21 protein-coding genes are annotated in these 21443 nt (G+C 53.7%); 8 read left to right on the top strand and 13 right to left on the bottom strand.

Annotation, left to right across the window (positions count from 1 at the left end; genetic code table 11):
• The 4 genes from JQN59_RS00215 (at position 1) to JQN59_RS00200 (ending at position 4635) form a co-directional block, all read left to right on the top strand.
• Positions 1-1332, top strand: a complete 1332-nt coding sequence (locus tag JQN59_RS00215; RefSeq protein WP_008786512.1) for a PTS cellobiose transporter subunit IIC — start codon at positions 1-3, stop codon at positions 1330-1332.
• Positions 1333-1352: 20 nt separating this feature from the next.
• Positions 1353-2735, top strand: a complete 1383-nt coding sequence (locus JQN59_RS00210; protein ID WP_149607913.1) for a glycoside hydrolase family 1 protein — start codon at positions 1353-1355, stop codon at positions 2733-2735.
• A gap of 12 nt (positions 2736-2747) precedes the next feature.
• On the top strand, positions 2748-3050 hold the full coding sequence (locus tag JQN59_RS00205) for a PTS lactose/cellobiose transporter subunit IIA (protein WP_008786514.1): 303 nt from the start codon (positions 2748-2750) through the stop codon (positions 3048-3050).
• Positions 3051-3255: 205 nt separating this feature from the next.
• Positions 3256-4635 (top strand): carbohydrate porin, encoded by a 1380-nt coding sequence (locus JQN59_RS00200; RefSeq protein ID WP_008786515.1) that lies wholly within the window; start codon positions 3256-3258, stop codon positions 4633-4635.
• A 61-nt stretch (positions 4636-4696) separates the two neighbouring features.
• Here the strand turns inward: JQN59_RS00200 and nepI are convergent, their stop codons facing one another.
• The 3 genes from nepI to JQN59_RS00185 all read right to left on the bottom strand — a co-directional run bounded on the left by nepI (position 4697) and on the right by JQN59_RS00185 (position 7108).
• Complete coding sequence (gene nepI / locus JQN59_RS00195; protein ID WP_149607914.1) at positions 4697-5890, bottom strand: purine ribonucleoside efflux pump NepI; 1194 nt, start codon at positions 5888-5890, stop codon at positions 4697-4699.
• A gap of 141 nt (positions 5891-6031) precedes the next feature.
• A complete protein-coding gene (locus JQN59_RS00190; protein ID WP_071444550.1) occupies positions 6032-6556 on the bottom strand; it encodes an SRPBCC domain-containing protein in 525 nt (174 codons plus the stop codon).
• A gap of 99 nt (positions 6557-6655) precedes the next feature.
• Positions 6656-7108: a DUF1198 family protein gene (locus tag JQN59_RS00185; RefSeq protein WP_003827141.1), complete on the bottom strand. Its 453-nt coding sequence runs from the start codon at positions 7106-7108 to the stop codon at positions 6656-6658.
• Between the two features lie 105 nt (positions 7109-7213).
• Here JQN59_RS00185 and JQN59_RS00180 point away from each other — a divergent pair, with 105 nt between their 5' ends.
• Positions 7214-8119, top strand: coding sequence for a LysR family transcriptional regulator (locus tag JQN59_RS00180; RefSeq protein ID WP_149607915.1), 906 nt, complete (start codon positions 7214-7216; stop codon positions 8117-8119).
• Positions 8120-8166: 47 nt separating this feature from the next.
• Here the strand turns inward: JQN59_RS00180 and uhpT are convergent, their stop codons facing one another.
• From uhpT to rbsK, 7 genes are all read right to left on the bottom strand, one after another.
• The gene (gene uhpT / locus JQN59_RS00175; protein ID WP_003023929.1) at positions 8167-9558 is read right to left on the bottom strand and encodes a hexose-6-phosphate:phosphate antiporter; all 1392 of its coding nucleotides are present in this window, start codon (positions 9556-9558) and stop codon (positions 8167-8169) included.
• Positions 9559-9700: 142 nt separating this feature from the next.
• Entirely contained in the window at positions 9701-11029 is a 1329-nt protein-coding gene (locus JQN59_RS00170; protein WP_048227352.1) for an MFS transporter, read from the bottom strand.
• 9 nt (positions 11030-11038) lie between these two features.
• Positions 11039-12541: a signal transduction histidine-protein kinase/phosphatase UhpB gene (uhpB, locus tag JQN59_RS00165; protein WP_048215248.1), complete on the bottom strand. Its 1503-nt coding sequence runs from the start codon at positions 12539-12541 to the stop codon at positions 11039-11041.
• The gene (uhpA, locus tag JQN59_RS00160) at positions 12538-13131 is read right to left on the bottom strand and encodes a transcriptional regulator UhpA (RefSeq protein ID WP_003023923.1); all 594 of its coding nucleotides are present in this window, start codon (positions 13129-13131) and stop codon (positions 12538-12540) included. Before uhpA ends, uhpB begins: the two co-directional genes overlap by 4 nt.
• A 153-nt stretch (positions 13132-13284) precedes the next feature.
• The gene (locus tag JQN59_RS00155) at positions 13285-14298 is read right to left on the bottom strand and encodes an aldose 1-epimerase family protein (RefSeq protein WP_048215247.1); all 1014 of its coding nucleotides are present in this window, start codon (positions 14296-14298) and stop codon (positions 13285-13287) included.
• Between the two features lie 11 nt (positions 14299-14309).
• A complete protein-coding gene (fucP, locus tag JQN59_RS00150) occupies positions 14310-15626 on the bottom strand; it encodes an L-fucose:H+ symporter permease (protein ID WP_003827126.1) in 1317 nt (438 codons plus the stop codon).
• Positions 15627-15653: 27 nt separating this feature from the next.
• Positions 15654-16574, bottom strand: coding sequence for a ribokinase (rbsK, locus tag JQN59_RS00145; RefSeq protein ID WP_003827124.1), 921 nt, complete (start codon positions 16572-16574; stop codon positions 15654-15656).
• Between the two features lie 324 nt (positions 16575-16898).
• Here rbsK and JQN59_RS00140 point away from each other — a divergent pair, with 324 nt between their 5' ends.
• The gene (locus tag JQN59_RS00140; protein WP_003827122.1) at positions 16899-17684 is read left to right on the top strand and encodes a DeoR family transcriptional regulator; all 786 of its coding nucleotides are present in this window, start codon (positions 16899-16901) and stop codon (positions 17682-17684) included.
• Between the two features lies 1 nt (position 17685).
• On the opposite strand, the gene ilvN is transcribed toward JQN59_RS00140, so the two are convergent.
• From ilvN to ivbL, 3 genes are all read right to left on the bottom strand, one after another.
• The gene (ilvN, locus tag JQN59_RS00135; protein WP_003023914.1) at positions 17686-17976 is read right to left on the bottom strand and encodes an acetolactate synthase small subunit; all 291 of its coding nucleotides are present in this window, start codon (positions 17974-17976) and stop codon (positions 17686-17688) included.
• A 3-nt stretch (positions 17977-17979) separates the two neighbouring features.
• On the bottom strand, positions 17980-19668 hold the full coding sequence (gene ilvB / locus JQN59_RS00130) for an acetolactate synthase large subunit (protein WP_149607916.1): 1689 nt from the start codon (positions 19666-19668) through the stop codon (positions 17980-17982).
• Positions 19669-19775: 107 nt separating this feature from the next.
• Positions 19776-19874 (bottom strand): ilvB operon leader peptide IvbL, encoded by a 99-nt coding sequence (gene ivbL, locus JQN59_RS00125; RefSeq protein ID WP_003827118.1) that lies wholly within the window; start codon positions 19872-19874, stop codon positions 19776-19778.
• Positions 19875-20396: 522 nt separating this feature from the next.
• Between ivbL and tisB the strand changes: the two genes are divergently transcribed.
• A complete protein-coding gene (gene tisB, locus JQN59_RS00120) occupies positions 20397-20486 on the top strand; it encodes a type I toxin-antitoxin system toxin TisB (RefSeq protein WP_003023909.1) in 90 nt (29 codons plus the stop codon).
• Positions 20487-20609: 123 nt separating this feature from the next.
• Complete coding sequence (locus tag JQN59_RS00115) at positions 20610-21443, top strand: DMT family transporter (RefSeq protein ID WP_020996046.1); 834 nt, start codon at positions 20610-20612, stop codon at positions 21441-21443.

Genomic DNA, 21443 nt, shown 5'->3' with positions numbered 1-21443 from the left:
ATGAGTTCGTTATATCAGTCAATGGTTGCCGTCATTGAACAATCCATCACCCCGCTCGCTGGCAAGTTAGGGCAGCAGAAGTATGTGATTGCAATTCGTGATGGTTTTACGGCGGCGCTGCCGTTTATGATCATCGGCTCCTTCATGCTGGTGTTTATTTTTCCACCGTTCTCTGCCGATACCACCAACAGCTTTGCCCGGGGCTGGCTCGATTTCTCGGCAACTTATCGTGAACAGCTGATGCTGCCGTTTAACCTCAGCATGGGTGTTATGACGTTCTTTATCTCCGTGGGCATTGGTGCCAGCCTGGGCCGTCAGTTTAACCTCGATCCGGTGATGTCTGGCCTGCTGGCCTTTATGGCGTTTTTACTGGTTGCTGCACCCTATGCCGACGGTAAAATCTCGACGCAGTATCTTTCCGGTCAGGGTATCTTTACCGCCCTCATCACCGCCATTTACTCCACCCGTATATATGCATGGCTGAAGCAGAATAACGTGACAATCCGCCTGCCGAAGGAAGTCCCGACCGGCGTCGCGCGTTCATTCGAGATCCTCATTCCGGTACTGGTGGTGATTGCGACCCTGCATCCGCTGAACCTGTTTATCGAAGCACAAACCGGGATGATCATCCCGCAGGCGATTATGCACCTGCTGGAGCCGCTGGTTTCCGCTTCTGACTCACTGCCCGCTATTCTGCTTTCTGTGCTGTTGTGCCAGATTTTCTGGTTTGCCGGCATTCACGGCTCATTGATCGTAACCGGCATCATGAACCCATTCTGGATGGCGAACCTGTCTGCTAACCAGGCCGCTCTGGCAGCGGGTGCTGCGCTGCCCCATGTCTATCTGCAAGGTTTCTGGGATCACTACCTGCTGATTGGCGGCGTCGGTTCAACTTTACCGCTGGCATTCCTGCTGCTGCGCAGTCGCGTCGCCCATCTGCGTACTATCGGCAAAATGGGAATTGTGCCTAGTTTCTTTAATATCAATGAGCCTATTCTGTTTGGTGCGCCAATCATCATGAACCCGATGTTGTTCATCCCGTTTGTCTGCGTCCCGCTGGTTAACGCCGTGCTGGCCTATAGCGCCACCAAACTCGGCTGGCTGGCACAGGTTGTTTCATTGACGCCGTGGACTACGCCTGCGCCAATCGGTGCTTCCTGGGCCGCAAACTGGGCATTAAGTCCGGTGGTGATGTGCTTTATCTGTATGGCGATGTCAGCGCTGATGTACCTTCCATTCCTGCGTGCTTACGAACGTTCTTTGCTGAAAACCGAAGAGCAAAAAGCACAGGATGCCGTCTCCGTGGCGAACGCTGCCCGTAGCAACTCATAATGAATCAAGGAGTCAGAACAATGAGATACCGTTTTCCTGAAAACTTCTGGTGGGGCAGTGCCTGCTCAGCGCTGCAAACCGAAGGGGATAGCCTGAACGGCGGCAAAAGCCAGACCACGTGGGACGTGTGGTTCGACCGTCAGCCAGGTCGTTTCCATCAGGGAGTTGGCCCGGCAACTACCTCGACCTTTTATCAGCACTGGAAACAGGACATCGCACTGCTCAAACAGCTGAAGCACAACAGCTTCCGTACGTCTCTGAGCTGGTCGCGCCTGATTCCGGACGGTACCGGCGAGGTTAATCCTGAAGCCGTCGAGTTCTATAACAACGTCATCGACGAGCTGCTGGCACAAGGCATTACGCCATTTATCACCCTGTTCCATTTCGACATGCCGATGGTGATGCAGGAGAAAGGTGGCTGGGAAAACCGTGAAGTGGTCGAGGCGTTTGGCCGCTATGCACAAACGTGTTTTACATTGTTCGGCAACCGGGTTAAGCACTGGTTTACCTTTAACGAGCCAATTGTCCCGGTTGAAGGCGGCTATCTGTATGACTTCCATTACCCTAATGTGGTGGATTTCAAACGTGCAGCCACCGTGGCGTATCACACCGTACTGGCGCATTCGACGGCGGTTCGGGCATATCGTTCCGCAAATCATGATGGTGAAATCGGCGTGGTGCTGAATTTAACGCCTTCCTACCCGCGCTCACAAAATCCGGCGGATGTAAAAGCCGCACACTATGCGGATCTGCTGTTTAACCGCAGCTTCCTCGACCCGGTGCTGAAGGGTGAATATCCGGCGGATCTGGTTGAGCTGCTGAAGGAGTATGATCAATTACCAACATGTCAGCCAGGCGACAGCCAGTTAATCGCCGAGGGCAAAATCGACCTGCTCGGCATCAACTACTATCAGCCGCGTCGCGTGAAATGTCGTGATAGCGCCGTCAACCCGGATGCACCGTTTATGCCGGAGTGGCTGTTTGATTATTACGAAATGCCGGGGCGGAAAATGAACCCCTACCGTGGCTGGGAAATTTATGAGCCGGGTATTTACGATATTATTACCAATCTGCGTGATAATTATGGCAACCCGCGCTGTTTTATTTCTGAAAACGGTATGGGTGTCGAGAATGAGCAGCGTTTTATTCAGCAAGAGCAAATCAACGACAGCTACCGTATTGAATTTGTTTCTGAGCATCTTAAATGGCTACATAAAGGAATTAGCGAAGGCTGTAATTGTCTTGGCTACCATATGTGGACCTTTATTGATAACTGGTCATGGCTTAACGGCTATAAAAACCGCTACGGTTTTGTTCAGTTAGATTTAGCAACGCAAAAACGTACGGTGAAAAAAAGCGGCGAATGGTTTGCCCAGACCGCCGAAAATAACGGATTCGATTAGGAAGAGAACAACATGATTGCATTAGAAGAAGCAGTAATGGAAATCATCGTCAATGCCGGACAATCCCGCAGTCTGTGCTTTGAAGCGCTGCATGCCGCGCGCGCCGGCAATATTGACGAGGCAAAAAGCCTGCTTCGTGAGGCTGACGGTTACGCCCGTCAGGCTCATCACATGCAAACCAAATTGATCGAACAGGACGCCGGGGAAGCCCGGCAACCAATGACATTAATTATGGTGCATGCGCAGGATCACTTAATGACGTCGTTATTAGCCCGCGAACTGTCAGAAGAAATTATTCATCTGTATCAGCGTTAATCGTTAATTAAACATTCAACAACGGAGAAAGCATTACGATTAAATAAAGCAGCCCTGTACCCATTATTAAATAGACAAATCAACTTGTTTTGGTGATAGCAAATTAAACCGAGACGGGATGGTTATTATCTTAAAATAAATTAATGCACACGCTTATTCAGAATGCTCTGCGCAAACTGAAGGGTAAAGTGTCGATGAGATAACCATGAACATGATAAAAAAACTTCCAGTCACGCTGGCGGTCGTCGCCGCGCTGTGCCCAATTTCTGTCCTCGCACAGGAATTCACACAAGAACAAATCGATGCCATCGTTGCCAAAGCCGTCGATAAAGCGCTGGCTGAGCGTCAGGCAAAAATGGACGCCGCCGTGGCGAAAAAAACCGATGTCATTAACGAGCCGCAAAGCGCAGCGCAATCGCCGGATATGGCTATTCCGTTCGGTGTGAAATTCAGCGGCTATGCGCGTTACGGCGCGCATTTCCAGAGCGGCGATCAGAAATACGTTGGCGTTGATGGCTCCTACAACGGTGCTTCCGCTATCGGTCGCCTGGGTAACGAAGGCAACGGCGGCGAGTTCCAGCTATCAAAAGCGTTCAAAAGCGATAACGGCGCCATCTGGGACATCAACGTGATGATCGACCACTGGGGCGACGAAGTTAACCTGAAAAAAGCCTACGCGGGTGTCACTAACGTACTGGAATCCAATCCCAACGCCTATATCTGGGCAGGCCGCGACTTCCACCAGCGTCCGCAACAGGGTATCAACGACTACTTCTGGATGAACCACGACGGCCAGGGCGCCGGGGTGAAGAACTTCGACATCGGCGGCGTACAGTTTGATGTCGCCACCGTTGCCGCAGTTGAATCGTGCAGCCCGGAAGTGATGGAAGACGAAGCCAACCCATCGCGTATTACCTGTACCGGCGGTTCCGGTACCGGCGATAAAGGCAACTACGCTGTGACGTCAAAAATTCACAATATGAAAGTGGGCCCGCTGGATCTGGAGATCTACGCCAACTACGGTTTTGACTCCAAAGCCGTCGAGAGCGATGACCGCCTGAAAGCCTGGCAGGGCGCATTCGTGCTGAGCCACACCAACGACAGCGGCGTGAATAAAGTGATTGCCCGTTATTCTGATAACTCCGACAACAGCGTCTATAACAAAACCGACGACCTGACTACGGTTTACGCCAGCTTCGAGGGAAGTCATAAGTTTACCCGCCAGGCGCAGGTGGAATACCTGTTAGCGTTCCATGATTACGACAACAGCACCGATAAGAGCGATAACCGTAAGAACTACGGCGCGATTGTGCGTCCAATGTACTTCTGGAACGACGTTCACTCCACCTGGCTGGAAGCGGGCTATCAGCGCGTAGATTACGACAACGGCGGGGATAACCACGGCTGGAAACTGACGCTGTCGCAGAACATGTCGATCGCCATGGGACCGGAGTTCCGCCCGATGCTGCGCTTCTACGTCACCGGCGGCAAGGTGGATAACGATCGCACCGCGCGGGTCAACGGCACGCAGGATGAAACGCTGGACGACTTTAACCTTGGTGCCATGTGGGAAGCATGGTTCTGATTAGTGAGTAGTGAAGTGCCGGATACGGCGAGAACGCCTTATCCGGCGAACAACACCGAGATTATTGCATACCTTTTATGCGAACTTTCGCTGCCACCAAAAGCGCCGTCAGCAGCATCAGGCTGCCGGAAAGCATCAGGGGCGACAGCAGTCCGAGGGTATCGAGCGCATAGCCTCCCACCGCTGCCCCGCAGGTATTGGCAAGCTGGATCACGGCGACCTGGACGGATCCGGCTTTTTCTGCCTGATCGGCAAGCGAACGGGTGATCCACGTCGACCAGCCGACCGGTACCAGCGCAAACAACAGCCCCCAAATAATCGCAATACCCGCCGCGACCACTTTGTCGCTGCCCCATAGGATCAGGACCAGCGCACTGAACGCCAGCACCAGTGGCGCACCGGCTAACGCCAGTTTGACCGAACGCTTCAAAATCATCGACGAGAACGACGTACCAACAAAACTGGCAATACCGAAGCTCAGCAGCACCAGCGTCAGGCCATCAACGTCAAAGCCCGCCAGATTCATATAGATCGGGCGAATATAGGTAAAGAAGGCGAACTGACCAGCAAAGGACATGAAGATGGCAATCATCCCGGCCATCACCCCTGGACGCTGCAACAGGCTGAACATGTTTTGTTTCTGATGCGAAGGTTCACCAGGCAGCGAAGGCAACGCTCTCACCACCCAAATCGTGCACAGCACGCCCATTACCGCCGCCGCATTAAACACGTTGCGCCAGCCGATAATGCCGCCCAAAAAGCTCCCCAGCGGCGCGGCAATTACCAGCGCGATGGAGACCGCGCCAAAAATAACCGACAGCGCTTTCGGCACCGTACGTGCAGGAACCAGACGCATGGTCAGCGACGCCGACATCGCCCAGAAGCCGCCAAGCGCCAGACCGAGGCAGGCGCGGCCAACGAGCAGCAGCGAAAAAGAATTGGCAAAGGAAACCAGCAGACAGGAAAGCGTCAGTAGCACCGAAAACAGGATCACCACATAGCGACGATCGGTCGCCTGAATAATTTGCGTCACAAACAGGCTGGCGAACATGGCGACAAATGCCGTCACGGTCACCGATTGCCCGGCCACGCCTTCAGAAACCCCCAAATCCTGCGCCATCGGCGTTAACAGGCTAACGGGGAGAAATTCAACGGTTATCAGGCAGGCAACGCAGAACGCCACGGCAAATACCGCCGACCAGTTAGGTCGGGAATTTGCCTCAGCGCGGGATTTTTGTTCAACAGCTTCACTCATTTTGTTACCTGCGTGGGGTTATTGTAGAAAAGTTACGCAGTGTAACATTAAATTTGTGACGTATTTAACGTTTTGACAACTATTCAACAGAGATCGGCTGCGCCTTATCCAGCCCAGGACAGAGAGCCCTTTCTGGCTCAATTAAGCGTCACGCGCAGCCCGGGCCAGGCCGGTTATCCACTCCTGATGACCGTTGATCATCGGATTGGGCAGCGTAAGTGCCAGTTCTTGTGCCGGAACGCCAATTTGTGATTCCTGGGTCAGAATACGTACGCGCCCGCCGGGTAAATCCTCAAAGAGCCAGGCGTGGATCACATCCAGACGTGTAGTGGCGTCGCCTTCCGCCCAGCCATGCCAGGCAACACGCGCGGCCTGGCCGTCAACCGGCGGCACATACTCGGTGATTTGCGCTTCGATGGGGAAACCAAAAGTCGTAAAACGAAAGCGGGCATCCATGCTTAACAATGGACCGGAACCGTCGTGAAAACGGATATCCGCTACGTTGCTGTAATACGTCGGCCAGCGCGTTGTGTCATTAAGCTGTGCCCAGACGGCACGGGCGCTCAGTCCGGCAACGATAATTTCATTTGAAGCAAAGTTATCAGTCGTCCCCGGCAGATACGCTGCAGGCCAGATAATTGCACGTTGTTGAGTCGCTTGATTCATGATGTACCTCGTCGTGTGAGTTAACGAGGTACATCATGCTTTCGCGTAAGATATAAAGATAATGACGATTCAAAATAGTCGTCATCATAAATTTTGATATCAGTGCAGCCAGTGCACGCCATCCTCGGGCTGGAAAAAGGCGTTATAGCGCATCTGGAACGCATTAAGCTCCTGCATATCCGGCTCCATCTCGCGCAGAAAACCGAGCGCCAGACGCACCTGCGCGTCGGTAATCGGTGCAGCCAGCCGGGCTTTTTGCAGCCAGCGGTGCCATTGCAACAAGTTCTGCTCACTGCCGTCGACAATAACGATTTGCCAGATCAACAGCACCTGGGCGGCATTTTGTAGATGCGATTCATCAGGACGGTGGAGGTACTGTAAAAAAGCCTCACCCTGTACTTTTCCCATCTGATCGATCATCGATTCTACCGGCACGACATCAATGTTCAGCCGCTCGCTCAGACGGCGAATTGCCCGCCGCGACCCGGACGTTAGCACCCGAAATCCCACCACAAAAACAACCACCAGCGTGGCCAGCATTATCCAAATCATGCGCACATCCATTATCAGACAGGACGCCCATCATAGCGGCAAATTCACCTCTGTCGACGACTGAACGTGTCATAATGTGACTTATCGACCTCGCAGGCAGACATCATGAAATCTGATATCAGAACGCTCGATCTCAATCTGTTAAAAACGCTGGATGCCCTGCTGGATGAACGCAGCGTAACCCGGGCGGCGCAGCGGCTGTCGCTCACCCAGCCTGTGGTAAGCGGTATGCTCAACCGCCTGCGCGACTATTTTGACGATCCGCTGTTTAGTCGCACACCGCATGGCATTGTTCCGACGCTGCGTGCCCAACAGTTGGCCACTCCGGTCAAACAAATCCTCAGCGATATCGATATCCTGCTTAAACCGACACAATTTGACCCGCTCACCGCAGCGCTCACCTTTACCGTCGCCGCTACGGATTACGCGCTCAAAGCGGTTATCGTGCCATTTATTGCCGCGCTTCGCGTGCGCGCACCGGGCATTCGTGTACGAGTGATCCCGGTTGAGCCAGTGCTGCTCACCACACAGTTTGAGCAGGGGAAAATCGACCTGGCGTTGCTGACGCCGGATTCCACGCCCGACAACCTGCATAGCCGGGCGTTATATGATGAAGAGTACGTTTGTCTCATGCGTCATGCGCATCCTGATGCGGGGCAACCGCTGACGCTCGATCGCTTCTGCGCGCTGGAGCATGTGCTGGTTTCTTATGAGGGTGAAAGTTTCTGGGGCGTCACCGATGAGGCACTGGCAAGCGTCGGACGCCAACGGCAGATTGGTTTGTCGGTTAGCAGCTTCCTGGTATTGCCGGACATCCTCGCTATCAGCGATATGATTGCCGTTGTTCCTGCCCGTCTGGCGTATGACGACACCCGTATGCACGTTTTACCGCCCCCGCTGCCCATAACCGGTTTTACAAAAAGCATGGCCTGGCATGAACGCACGCACCGCGATGCCGCTCATCAGTGGCTGCGCAATCTGGTACATGAAACCAGCCAGTTTAGAGTATAAAAAAGCCCGCCATTAAGGCGGGCAAAAGTTACCAATGCACACTTAACTCAAGCAACTTTCAATTGTTGAATCTTTTTCTCGCGGCGAATTTTACGTTCTTCAAACACGGCCACGATGGCCATCAGGCAGATACAGCCAATGGCGGCGGTATCCAGCGCAGCAAAGGTGCCTGCCCAGCCGGTCAGCCCGAAAATCGGCGTGCCGTCGGCAATCATCCCCAGACCGAGCTTGGCGAAGCTGTCACCAATCAGATAAGCGAAAGTGCCTTTAATCCCATCGGCTGCGCCGATCGCTTTTTTCGGCACAAATCCGACTGCCGCAACGCCGATTAACAGCTGCGGGCCAAACACCAGGAAGCCCAGCGCAAACAGCGAAGCCAGATAAACGTACTGGTTGCTGGCGTGCTGATAAACGCCCAGGGTGGCGATAATCAACGCCAGCGCTACACAGGCCACCAGCGCACGACGACCGTTCGCCAGGTCAGAGAGCCAACCCCACAGCAGCGTACCGACCAACGCGCCCACTTCGAACAGGGTAAAGCCCTGAATCGCCACTTCTTTGGAAAGCTTCAGCTCCTGGAAGGCGTAGACTGTGGACCACTGGTCGATACCGATACGCACTACGTACAGGAAGATGTTCGAGAAACATAACAGCCAGATCACTTTGTTTTTCAGCACGTACTCAACAAAGATCTGCCATTTGGTCATCTCGTTTTCTTCGGTCTCTTTGTCTTCTTCGCTGATCTCCTCACCGAACAGCTCTTCGGCTTTACCGAGGCCATAAGATTCCGGGGAGTCGCTGCCGTAGCGCAGGCCGATAAAGCCGACAATCAGAGCAATAATCGACGGGAAGATAAACATACCGATGACGTGACCGTCGAACAGATAGTTAGCGCCAAACAGCGCCACGCCCGCCGCACCCGCACCGCCGAGGTTGTGGGAGATATTCCACATGCCGAGGTAAGAACCCCGTTTGCGACGCGGCGTCCATTTAGTAATGGTGGAATAGCTACATGAGCCGCCAGTACTCTGGAAGAAACCGCTCAGCGCGTAGAAAGCGATCATCAAAAACAGGCTGGTTGAACCCGCGCCCATGCTGGCGCTGAAGCCAAGCATACAGATGGCGGAGAGGATCAGCATAAACGGCAGGAACTGCTTGGTGTTTTTGCCGTCCGCGTAGTAGGAAACCAGCGTTTTACCCACGCCGTAGGTGATGGAGAAGCCCAGGCCAATCATCCCCAGCTGCGTCATGCTCAGCCCGTAGGTGGAGATCATGTCGTTCTGCGCGATGTTGAAGTTTTTGCGGATCAGGTACATGGTCAGGTAGCCGATAAAGACTACCAGATAGGACTGCATGAACGGTTTGAACCACATTTTGCGCCGCACATCGAGCGGCAGATCCAGGGTCGGCTTGCGCACCTGGTTTAGAAAGGCCAGCATTTGACACTCCCGAGCTAATTTTTATACCTGCGAATGGCAGGCATTGTAAAAATCAGCCGGAAGACGCGCCTGAGACAGCGTCCAGGTGAAACCGGGAAAATTTCTTAGTTTTGCTCCACTCGGGACAAAAAGGTGAGGTACATCACGCTTCGTTGAGTTCGCGCGGAGCCTGGGCATTTAAAAACGGCAGCAGCAGCAGCGCGGAAATTCCCGCCGCAATAGCGATCACCACAAAGAATCCGGTCCAGTGCCAGACCTCCATCACCTTCGCCAGCGGCCAGCCGGAGAGCGATGCCCCCAGATAAGCAAACAGCCCGACAAATCCGGTTGCCGCGCCCGCCGCCTCTTTGTGCGAACACTCCGCCGCTGCCATGCCGATCAGCATCTGCGGGCCGAAGACGAAGAATCCGGTGGTGAAGAAGCACGCGGCCTGCATCACATAGCTGGCGAACGGCATTAGCCACAGCGAGCCAACGGAGAGCAAAATTCCGGCGGCGAAAATCAGGTTCATTGGACCGCGGTTGCCGTTAAACAGCTTGTCCGAACCCCAACCCGCCACCAGCGCGCCAACAAATCCGCCCAGCTCAAACATGGTCACGGCGGTATTGGCGGTCACCAGATCCACGCCGAGCGTCTCCGACATGTACAGATTGCCCCAGTCGTTAATCGCGGCACGGACCACGTACACCAGCACATAACACAGTGACAGCAGCCAGATATAAGGATTCAGCAGCACATAGCGGGTGAGGATCTCTTTGCGGCTCAGCCCAGCACCTTCCTGCTGTTGGGCAATTTCCAGTTCATCATGCCGCCAGTCGCCAATCGGCGGCAGACCAATCGCCTGCGGCCTGTCGCGCAGCCGCCAGCAGAGAAAAATCCCCACCACAATCGCCAGCAGCCCGGCGATCATCATCCCGGCGCGCCAGCCGTAGTGCAGCGCTGTCGCCGCCATCACGATAGGGATCAGCGCCCCGCCGACGTTGTGCGCGGTGTTCCACAGCGCCCACCAGCCGCCGCGTTCAGTACGCGAATACCACGCGGTCAATAAACGCGCGCAGACCGGCGATCCCCAGCCCTGGAAAAAGGCGTTCAGCGCCCACAGCACCGCAAAGGCCCATAGCGAGGTGGAGAATCCAAACAGAATGTTTACCACGCCGGTGGCAATCAGTCCGATGCCCATAAAATAGCGGGCGTTCGAACGGTCGCTGACGATACCGGAGACAAACTTCGACAGGCCGTAGGTGATGTAAAACAGCGTCGCCAGCAGCCCAATGTCGCTGCGAGTCAGCACGCCGCTGATGAGGATATCCGGTACGGCGGCATTGAAGCTCTTGCGTGTGAAATAGAACAGCGCGTAGCCGAGCCAGATGGTGGTCAGGATATGCCGCCGCCAGTAGCGGTAGAGAGCATCCACTTCACGCTTATCAGTAATGAGCGGCGCACTGGCCGGAGCTTTTAAAAATGAAAACATGACCGCGCCTTACACATATCGCTGGGGTAACGACACGCTGACCCGCGTGCCGTGCGTACAGGAAATCGAGAGCGATCCGCCGAGGGCGCTAATCCGTTCACGCATCCCAGTGAGGCCAAATCCCTGTTGATTCGACCCAGGCGGCAGGCCGCTGCCGTCGTCCTCAATCACCAGCATTAGCCGTTCATCCTGTTGCCAGCCCTGAAGCGTCACCGCGCTGGCGTTGGCGTGCTTAACGATATTGTTCAGCCCTTCCTGACAGACGCGAAACAGCGTCACCCGCTGGCTTTCGCTAAGTGCAGATTCGTCAATTCGCCAGTCGAGATGGCTGACGATGCCACGGCTTTCCAGCTCCATTTCGCGCATCAATGAGCGGATGGCCTGCTCCAGCGTGAGATCGTCCAGCTGGCGCGGTCGCAGGCGGCCTAACAGGCGACGCACCGAATCGTACACGCCGAGAGAAAGTTGTTCGATGTGCGCCCCGCTGCGCTTCACTCCTGCGTTTTCCGGCGCCAGGCGCTGGACAATACCCGCCTGAGTGCGAATGGCGGTGATGGTCTGGCCGATATCATCGTGCAGTTCGCGCGCCACATCCCGGCGCACGCTCTCCTCGGTTTCCAGCAGGCGTTCCGCCAGACGATGGTTGCGTGCTAATTCATTTTGCAGCGACTGGTTAAGTTCGCGCAGACGCTGAATACCCGCACCGAGCAGCAGCCCGGTCAGACTTTGCACCAGCAGCGAGAGCAACAGATCGACGGGATGATCGTGCCAGGTCTGGCTGGCAATCAGCGCGATGGCGTTCATCAGCGTCGCAATCAGTGCCCCTTGCCAGCCGTAGTGCCAGGCCAGCGCAATGATCGGCAACGCGAGGCAAAACGGCGTGAAGCGCGAAAGTTCGGCGGGTAAACCGAGCTGTAGCCACAGGCTGACGCTAAACAGCAGCAGGTACCAGACCAGATGCCGCCCGCGCCAGTTCACCGGCTGCGACACCACCGCCGGGCCCAGCGGCAGCCAGGTCGTGCTGGTCAGATAGTGCCAGAACACCAGGCAGATCGGCGCCAGCGTTAATCCGCCGGTGAGCGTCAGCAACAGCGCGTTCCACGCCTCTTCACCTTGCCCAAGCCAGGGCAGCGATTGCAGCAGCGCCGCCGCCGTGAGCGCCGCGCCCTGCAACAGCAGCGTGCGCCAGTCGCGCTGATGGCGGTATCGCGAAATCAACATCACCGGGAGTAACGTGAGGAAGCTGCCGATCATCAAAAGTGGTAAATGGACCAGCGCCACTTCCTGTGCCAGCCAGAAAAGAAGCAGCCATTCCGCGCCCAGCAGCACCGGCCAGTAGCCACGTGGACATTGCAGCATCAACCCCAGACGCAGGCCAAACGGAAACAGCAGTACCGCTAGCTCCGGGCGCTCAACCAGATGCAGGCTGATGCTCCACAGGCAAAACCACGCGGCAGAGAAGATAAAGAAGCAGGCAACAACGGTGATTAACCGGGAACAGAACGTGTTCATTGCCAGCCGTCAAACATCCGGCGGGCCAGTTCGACGTCGTTGCTGACGCCCAGCTTTTCCATCAGGTTAGCGCGATGCACGTGCACCGTTTTCGGCGACAGACCCAGTTCAGCGGCAATCTCTTTGACCGCCATACCTTGCGCCAGTTTTTCCGCCACCTGACGTTCGCGTTTGGTGAGCGGATCCTGACGACCGGCAGCCAGTTTGACGGCGATGTCCGGCGTCAGGTAACAGCCTCCGGTCGCTACGGTATGCACCGCCGCGATCAGCTCATCCGGGCTGCAGCGTTTAGAAAGGAAACCACGCGCGCCCGCGTTGAGCGCCTGCTCCACCAGCGCCGGGCTGTCGTGGACAGAGAGCATGATAATCGCCATTCCTTTTGGCAACTGGCTTAACAGTTCAAGACCGGAGATATCAGGCATCGAGATGTCGCAGATACACACCTGCACGCCGCGTCCCGGTAATCCCGCCAGCGCCTCACTGCCTGAGCCAAACTCAGCGACCACCTGCAAATCAGGTTCCAGCCCCAGCAGTTGGGCAAAGCCGGAGCGGACGATGAGGTGGTCGTCAATAAGGGCAACGGTAATCATGGGTTCATCCTGGCGCTAAGGCATGCCTGATGGCGCTACGCTTATCAGGCCTACGGGCGGGTGCCGTTGTAGGCCGGATAAAGCATTAATGCCGCCACCCAGCAAAAGCGCTTACCTTAACGATAAGTGCTTTGGTGTTCAAGCCTTGAGCGATCAGGCTATGCCAGTTGTGACTGTAAATGTCCGGGTGTGCTGCGGTTCTATTTCAATCAAGGTGCCATTGCGTTGTGCTGCCAGGAATCCTTCAGGTCGACAGGTTGCAGGCAAGGCGAATGCCGCAACCTGCTGATCGCCGTTATAGAGGATCCAACGCGTCACATAATTCAGCTCCGTGCTGGAGAAACGCGTAACGAACGTGGTGCCATCAGGCGCGATCATGCTAAATTCCGGCTTATCTGTGTACCTGTCCAGTTGGTCAGCAAAGAAGACAATTTCCGGATCGTAAAAATGCGGTTCATTGAGCCGCGCCAGAGAAGCCTCGCCCTGAACAATCCGCTGATTAAACGCCAGCCACTGCTCAGTCGGCTTAACATGCGCGGGTATCGACTCACGCAGCTTCATGGCCTCATCCGGAATATTCTGGCTGAAGGTGGCTTCCGGTACGTAGGCATAGTTCATATGGCACATGTACTGCAACGGCATTGCCACTGAGGCGAGGTTGGTAACCGCCATCTGAATATCAAACAGCGCGCTCGCTTTGTGCATTACCACCGCAGGATGCGCCTGATAATGATGACCGAACCCCATCACATACTCATAGCGTCCAGCCACGCGCAAATTCTCACCCTCCAGCTCCAGCCAGGCTTCATCCATCGCGGCACAAGCCATTTCACCGTGCAAAGGATGTGAATCCTCTGGTGATGGGCAGCCATTTGCCAACAGACCTGAGTGGAAGGCAAAACAGCCGTAGGTCGCCACCACTTCCGCCGCCGGTTTCGGCTGACTGAACATGTTACGCATGGTCAGGTCATGGCCATCAAACTGAGCATCCCAGATCATCTGCCCCATCCAGGGCAGAATAACCAGATGTCCACGACTGTTTTCTACCTTCAGCCCTTCCACTCCGCTGGCGTAACGAAATGCGGTAACCGTGAAGTCGTTATTCTTCAGTAAGATTCGCGGATGCTCTGCAAAGAGTTCTCGCCACAGCGTTATACGTGTTGTCATGATCGCTCTCCTCAGGAAACTGTCGCTTCAGCCAGGTTGTTGCGCACTTTGCTTTCACGCCAGAAGTAGATACCGACGTACACGAAGCACAGCATGGAGACCAGGAACGAGAGTTGCAATGAATGGAACATATCGGCCACATAGCCCTGAATCGCAGGAACCACCGCCGCACCGACAATCGCCATGACAATGACAGCACCTGCCATTTCGGTATGCTCGTTATCCACGGTATCAAGCGTACCAGCATAGATTGTCGCCCAGCAGGGTCCAAACAGGACACTCACCAGCACTGCGACATACACAGCGCTGAAGCTTGGCGCCAGTGCAACATAGACGAGGAACAGCGCACCAATAATGGAATAGAGAATCAGCACTTTTTCCGGATTGAAGCGCGTCATCAAAATGTTGGCGATAAACTTGCCGATAAAGAAGCAGGCGAAGCTATAGACCATGAAGGTTGAGGCGTCGCGCTCGTTGATATCACCTAATTCCAGTGCCAGACGGATGGTGAATGACCACACCGCGACCTGCATCCCCACATAAAGAAATTGCGCCACAATTCCACGACGGAAACGGGCATTGCTGGCCAGATAACGCAGTGTATCCATCGCTGACGGGCGTTTATGACTCGTGGTTTGCGCGACTTTACAGGTCGGGAAGCGAGTCAGCAGGAATAACACCATCACCACAACCAGTACCATAATCATGTACTTGTATGGCTCAAGGGTATTTTCCAGCATCAACACTTTAAAGTTATGGATCTGCTCAGCGTTCATCCCGGCCATCTGTTTTTCCAGGCTTTCGCCTTCAGAGAAGACCAGATATTTACCTAGCAGAATGCCAGCAGCCGCACCAATAGGATAAAAAGTCTGACTGATGTTCAGGCGTAAAGTGGCATACGCTTTTGGGCCGATCATTGAGCTGTAGGTGTTGGCTGCTGTTTCCAGGAAGCTCAGACCAATCGCAATCGCGAAAATCGCCGCAAGGAACATGGTGTAGGTGGCCATGTGCGATGCCGGGAAAAAGAGCGTACACCCAACGATATAAAGGGTCAGCCCCATTAAGATGGCGACTTTATAACTGGTCTTTTTAATCACCAGAGATGCTGGAATCGCAATTAAAAAATAACCGCCATAAAAGGCACTCTGAACTAATGCCGAGGCAAAGTTGCTGAGTGAAAATACGCTTTTGAATTGCGTAATCAGAATATCATTTAATGCGGCTGCGCATCCCCATAACGGGAATAAACAGGATAACAAAATAAACTGGAACAGAGGGGTCTTATTCAAATAGCCGTCAGGCATCTGAATGATGTTTTTATCGTTCATAGTGCTACCTTTTACAGTGCAGGAGTATTATTCGTTTAAGGTAAGAAACTCATTAAATTGTTCGATGCTTGGATAAGATGATTGAGTGCCTTTCCCGGTAACGCTGAAAGCAGCGAAGAGAGCGGCTTTTTTCATGGCGGCTTCCACATCACCGCTTTGAACGTAATAGTGAGCAAAACAACCGATGAAAGCGTCGCCTGCGCCACTGGTATCGACAGCGTTCACTTTAAACGCTGGAACATGGACTTCCTGGTCACGCGTCATCCACAGCGCACCTTTCTCACCCATGGTGACGATAATATTGTTCAGACCTTTATCAACCAGAGAACGTGCCGCTGCGCGAATATGGTCATAAGTATCTACTGGCATACCGGTTAATATTTCCAGCTCGGTTTCATTCGGCACAAAAAAATCACATTTACAGGCATAAGACATATCTAATTCCCGTAATGCAGGGGCGGGATTTAGTAACACTTCAATACCGTGTTTTTTGCCAAATTCAATCGCGTGATAAACAGTTTCCAGCTGCACTTCCAGTTGCAGGACAATAAGCTGACATTTTTTCAGATCTTCCGCCGCACGATCGATATCTTCCGGGGAGAGAAATTTGTTCGCTCCTTTAATAATCAGAATACTGTTGCTGGAGTTCGCATTAACAAAGATCGGTGCGACACCGCTGCTGGTGCAGGGTACCTTTTCGACATAGGTGGTATTAATTCCCCAGGATTCGAGATTGCGAATAGTGTTATCCGCAAAAATATCATCACCGACTTTTGTCAGCATCAGCACTTTGGAATTGAGCTTAGCGGCCGCAACGGCCTGATTTGCGCCTTTGCCCCCGCAGCCAATTTTGAACGCCGGTGCTTCCAGCGTTTCCCCTTCTTTGGGCATCTGGTTGATGTAGGTGATGAGATCCACCATGTTGGAGCCAATAACCGCGATATCCATTTTACTACCTCTCAGAAACAATCACACAACAATGATATTAAAATAACATTATCATGTTACTTTCGTATCATTTGTGACTAGGATCGCGATTGGAAGATCATTTTATTGTTTATTTATTGCACTAACTGTTACACCCACATCACAATACAAATGATGAAGTTGCTTACAATTGACTGAAAATTAACTGGTTATAATCAATAAAACGTGAAAAAACACGCTTTTATTTCCGGATAGTCAGACGTATAGTAATGCGGCAATGTCATGTTCTCAGAAACACAAAAATGTTACTGAAGGAACATGGGAACATGATTCGTGGAGAAGCACATGGAAACTAAGCAAAAAGAACGTATTCGACGTCTGATGGAATTGTTGAAGAAGACCGACCGAATCCATCTGAAAGAGGCGGCACGAATGCTGGAAGTTTCCGTGATGACTATTCGTCGGGATCTCAGTCAGGATGACGAACCGTTACCACTCACGCTGCTTGGTGGTTACATTGTGATGGTGAACAAACCTGCCGCCATCGTTAACGCGCCACTCCCCGCGCAAAAACAGTATCACCGCGACGATTTACCGGTTGCCATTCTGGCTGCGGGACTGGTGAGTGAAAATGATCTGGTCTTTTTTGATAATGGTGCGGAAATGCCGTTGGTGGTCAGCATGATCCCGGACGATATTTCCTTTACCGGGATTTGCTACTCGCACCGGGTGTTCGTAGCGCTTAATGAAAAGCCCAACGCCACAGCGATTCTTTGCGGGGGGACCTACCGGGCGAAAAGTGACGCCTTTTACGACACCAGCAATCCCTCCCCGCTGGATGCACTCAACCCACGGAAAGTCTTTATCTCCGCCAGCGGAGTCCATGAGCATTTCGGCGTTAGCTGGTTCAATCCGGACGATCTGGCCACAAAACGCAAAGCGATGGAACGCGGATTACGCAAAATTCTGCTGACGCGCCACGCCCTGTTCGATGAGGTCGCCCCCGCCAGCATTGGTCCACTCTCCACCTTTGACGTACTGATAAGCGACCGTCCGTTACCGGCAGATTACGCAACCCACTGCCGGAACGGCTCTGTCAAAGTGATCACCCCGGATTCAGACGGCGACTAACTCACTCAAAGAACACGGTAATTTTGTTAAACATCGACGGATCGGACTGGTTGCGGGCCACTTTCACCACATCTTCCAGCTTGTCGATCTGGCTTATCATCTGCTCAAGACGTTGATCGTCGTTGACCAGTAGCCAGATGCGGCTCTTATCGCTGTCCTGAATCGGTAGACAGAGAATGCCTTCCACGTTGAACGCGCGGCGGGCGAACAGCCCGCAAACGTGAGTCATTACGCCCGGATGGTTGCGTACGGTGAGTTCCAGGATTACGTTGTCATGAGTCTGCTGTTGCATGGCTTATTCCCCCACCATTTCTGTGTTTGCCGCACCCGGCGGCACCATCGGGTACACTTTTTGTTCGGCATCGATGCGCACGTGAATCAGCGCAGGCCCAGGACGATTAATAATCTCCTGCAACGCTGCCTGTGGGTCCGCTTCGTTATTCAGATCGCAGGTTTCGAGACCAAACCCGGCGGCTATCTGCATAAAGTTAATCATCCCCGGATAGGTCGCGGCAAAAACACCCTGCTTATAGAACAGACTCTGCTGCTGATACACCAGACCCAACGCTTCGTTATTCATCAGGATGATTTTAATATCCAGCTGATTTTCGCTGGCTGTCGCCATTTCCTGAATATTCATCATCAGGCTGCCGTCGCCGGAGAAGCACAGCACTTTCTTGTCTGGATTGGCCAGCGCCGCGCCAATTGCCGCTGGCAAGCCAAAGCCCATAGTTCCCAGACCGCCGGAGGTCAGCCACTGACGCGGACGGTTCAGCGGATAAGCCTGTGCCGCCCACATCTGATGCTGGCCTACGTCGGTGGTGATAATGGCGCTATCGTCTACGCAGGCAGCCACGGCGTTGATCAATCCATAGTGGCTGAGCGGGTCGCTTTCCTGCGGAATAGTGCAAGGGAATTCACGTTGTAAATCGGCCACCGTCTTATGCCACGACTCTCGCGGCTGCGCGTCAATTAATGGGATCAATTGTGCAAGAACCTCATCGACATCCGCCTGAATCGCCACGTGCGGTTGTTTGATTTTACCCAGCTCCGCGCGGTCGATATCCACGTGAATGATTTTGGCGTTCGGGCAGAACTGCTCCGTTTTACCAATCGCCCGGTCATCAAAACGTGCGCCCAGAACAATCAATAAATCCGCTTCTTGCAGAATAAAGTTAGTGCTACGCGCGCCGTGCATGCCCAGCATGCCTAACGACAGCGGATGCGCTTTCGGCAACATACCGAGCGCCATTAAGGTCATAGTGGTGGGCAGCATCGCTTTTTCCGCCAGTTCACGTACGCGCTCAGGTGCGTTAATCACGCCGCCGCCGAGGTACAGCACCGGACGCTGTGCGGCGTTAATCATGGCTGCGGCATCGCAAATGCTGTCCTGGCTGAACGCTGGTGCCGCCATTTTCTGCGCAGGCTCCGGCATCTCTTCAATGTCAAAAACGGCGGTTTGAATATCCTTAGGAATGTCTATCCACACCGGGCCTGGACGTCCGGACTGCGCAATGCGGAACGCATCGCTCATGACCTGCGGTAATTCACTGATATGGCGGACCAGATAGTTGTGCTTAGTGATGGGGATAGAGATGCCGTAGGTGTCGACTTCCTGGAAGGCGTCGGTGCCTATCATTGAGGCCGGAACCTGCCCGGTGATACACACCAGCGGGATGGAATCCAGACGCGCATCAGCAATGGCGGTCACCAGATTGGTTGCGCCCGGTCCGCTGCAGGCCATACAGACGGCGGGTTTGCCATCGGTTCTCGCCATTCCCTGAGCGATAAACCCTGCTCCTTGCTCGTGGCGCGCCAGGATATGACGGATTTGCGTGCTTTGACTTAAGGCGTCATAGACGGGAAGAATCGATCCGCCGGGAATACCGGTAACAACCTGAATTCCCTGGCGTTCCAGGAAATGAACGATGAATTCTGCGCCCGTAAAACGCGTACGCTTGGATGTTATGCCCGAACTTGCCATGCTCCAGTCCTTTTATTCTGGGCCTTTGCTCCGGGCAGGTCTCTGAAACGAAAAACCCCGCCCGGTTTGCGCCGGCGGGGTTTTGGAATCGTGTGTTGATTCGGACCCTACGGCGCATTGCCGACGACCACCACCACACGCACGACGACCGCTGCGCGAGATGGCGCAGTTTTTAGTAGGGTCGCAGTCAGCATGGAAGGGTTCATTAGGGACCTGTCTGTTTGTTGATTAACTGGATTTATACAAACACAGGTTTTTCAGCGTGACAATGGAAAAATTTTCATCTGCATAAAAATGCGCCAATGATCACATTTCGTTGTGCATTGCTGAAAAACAAAAAACCCCGCCGGAGCGAGGTTTTTTTCAGTGCTGTGCGGTTGGTAGCCGCCGAACACACTGTGTTATGTCAACGAAAAAAGTATACGCGTTCTGCGAAGAACACGCAATTTCGGCACGAATTTTGATGGTTTTGAGTATGGAACATGAATAGCGTAACGTCCATAAAATACTGTTAATTTATACAGTATTTATCTATAATGTCTCGGTACGCAATGTGTTATGCGGGGGCCGCATCGTAAACCGGCGCATCAAAGTCCTGGCTGAAACGGGTGGTGCCGTCAGCGCCTTAACCCCCGTGTGAGCACACTGTGTTATGTCAACAAAGGTGCTGGCAACAGGCAGCGGCGAGGTACGTCAGCACCGTGCTCCTTGTACCAAAAGGAGAGCGTATGAGCCTCGTGGATATCGCTATTCTTATCCTCAAACTCATTGTTGCAGCACTGCAACTACTTGATGCTGTTCTGAAATACGTTAAGTAATTCGGATTCAAGTCGCACCTAAGGGGGGCGGGTAACACTCCGCTCCCCTTTCACCTTCTCCCTGGTGCTTGTGTCGCGCCAATATGTTACGTTTTTATGACATTCTCAGGGAAGAATTCCACCATGACGCTTTCTGTTTTCTGCATTTTGCTGTTCGCCGCGCTGCTGCATGCCAGCTGGAATGCCATTGTTAAAGCTGGAAACGATAAACTGTACTCAGCGATCGGTGTCAGCGGTTCTGCTGCAATTATGGCATTGATTTGCTTACCCTTTGCGCCGCAACCTTCCGCCGCCAGCCTGCCGTTTTTAGCCGTCTCAACTGCGTTGCAAATTGTATATACCGTCCTGGTCGCCAAAACCTATCAGGTTTCGGATATGAGCCAGACCTATCCGTTAATGCGCGGCACAGCGCCACTACTGGTCGCAATTATCAGCGTCCTGTTTCTTGGCGATAGCCTCTCTGTTCTAGCCTGGGTGGGGATTGCCACGATATGTCTGGCGATTCTCGGCATGGCGTTTAACGGACGCAGCAGCTCGCAACGCGGGATCGTGCTGGCGCTCATTAACGCCTGCTTTATCGCCGGATATACGCTGGTTGATGGCACCGGCGTACGTTTATCTGAAACCGCGCTGGGTTATACGCTGTGGACCTTCTTTCTGAACGGCTCCTGCCTGCTGGGCTGGGCGATGATTGCCCGACGCCGGGAAGCGTCACGTTATCTGGTACAACAGTGGAAAAAAGGTATTCTTGGCGGGATTGGCACAATGGGTTCTTACGGTCTGGCGCTGTGGGCCATGACTCAGGCTCCGTTGGCGGTAGTCGCTGCGCTGCGTGAAACTTCCATCCTGTTTGGCGCGCTGCTCGCGTGGCTGCTACTGAAAGAGAAGGTTGCCGGAATACGTCTCGTTGCGGCTGGAGGCATTGCCATAGGCGCAGTTTTGCTACGCTTATCATGA

Source organism: Citrobacter sp. B72 (genome assembly GCF_016894305.1).
Lineage (GTDB): Bacteria > Pseudomonadota > Gammaproteobacteria > Enterobacterales > Enterobacteriaceae > Citrobacter > Citrobacter portucalensis.
This window is presented reverse-complemented; position numbering and strand designations above follow the sequence as displayed.

Bases quoted from the DNA above. Each gene is read 5' to 3' on its own strand.
- JQN59_RS00185 (WP_003827141.1), bottom strand. From the start codon at position 7,108: ATGATTTGGATAATGCTGGCCACGCTGGTGGTTGTTTTTGTGGTGGGA.
- JQN59_RS00190 (WP_071444550.1), bottom strand. From the start codon at position 6,556: ATGAATCAAGCGACTCAACAACGTGCAATTATCTGGCCTGCAGCGTAT.
- JQN59_RS00210 (WP_149607913.1), top strand. From the start codon at position 1,353: ATGAGATACCGTTTTCCTGAAAACTTCTGGTGGGGCAGTGCCTGCTCA.
- uhpA (WP_003023923.1), bottom strand. From the start codon at position 13,131: ATGATTACCGTTGCCCTTATTGACGACCACCTCATCGTCCGCTCCGGC.
- JQN59_RS00155 (WP_048215247.1), bottom strand. From the start codon at position 14,298: ATGACAACACGTATAACGCTGTGGCGAGAACTCTTTGCAGAGCATCCG.
- ilvB (WP_149607916.1), bottom strand. From the start codon at position 19,668: ATGGCAAGTTCGGGCATAACATCCAAGCGTACGCGTTTTACGGGCGCA.
- rbsK (WP_003827124.1), bottom strand. From the start codon at position 16,574: ATGGATATCGCGGTTATTGGCTCCAACATGGTGGATCTCATCACCTAC.
- tisB (WP_003023909.1), top strand. From the start codon at position 20,397: ATGAGCCTCGTGGATATCGCTATTCTTATCCTCAAACTCATTGTTGCA.
- JQN59_RS00180 (WP_149607915.1), top strand. From the start codon at position 7,214: ATGAAATCTGATATCAGAACGCTCGATCTCAATCTGTTAAAAACGCTG.
- ivbL (WP_003827118.1), bottom strand. From the start codon at position 19,874: ATGAACCCTTCCATGCTGACTGCGACCCTACTAAAAACTGCGCCATCT.
- JQN59_RS00115 (WP_020996046.1), top strand. From the start codon at position 20,610: ATGACGCTTTCTGTTTTCTGCATTTTGCTGTTCGCCGCGCTGCTGCAT.
- ilvN (WP_003023914.1), bottom strand. From the start codon at position 17,976: ATGCAACAGCAGACTCATGACAACGTAATCCTGGAACTCACCGTACGC.
- fucP (WP_003827126.1), bottom strand. From the start codon at position 15,626: ATGAACGATAAAAACATCATTCAGATGCCTGACGGCTATTTGAATAAG.
- JQN59_RS00205 (WP_008786514.1), top strand. From the start codon at position 2,748: ATGATTGCATTAGAAGAAGCAGTAATGGAAATCATCGTCAATGCCGGA.
- JQN59_RS00215 (WP_008786512.1), top strand. From the start codon at position 1: ATGAGTTCGTTATATCAGTCAATGGTTGCCGTCATTGAACAATCCATC.
- JQN59_RS00170 (WP_048227352.1), bottom strand. From the start codon at position 11,029: ATGTTTTCATTTTTAAAAGCTCCGGCCAGTGCGCCGCTCATTACTGAT.
- JQN59_RS00200 (WP_008786515.1), top strand. From the start codon at position 3,256: ATGAACATGATAAAAAAACTTCCAGTCACGCTGGCGGTCGTCGCCGCG.
- uhpB (WP_048215248.1), bottom strand. From the start codon at position 12,541: ATGAACACGTTCTGTTCCCGGTTAATCACCGTTGTTGCCTGCTTCTTT.
- nepI (WP_149607914.1), bottom strand. From the start codon at position 5,890: ATGAGTGAAGCTGTTGAACAAAAATCCCGCGCTGAGGCAAATTCCCGA.
- uhpT (WP_003023929.1), bottom strand. From the start codon at position 9,558: ATGCTGGCCTTTCTAAACCAGGTGCGCAAGCCGACCCTGGATCTGCCG.
- JQN59_RS00140 (WP_003827122.1), top strand. From the start codon at position 16,899: ATGGAAACTAAGCAAAAAGAACGTATTCGACGTCTGATGGAATTGTTG.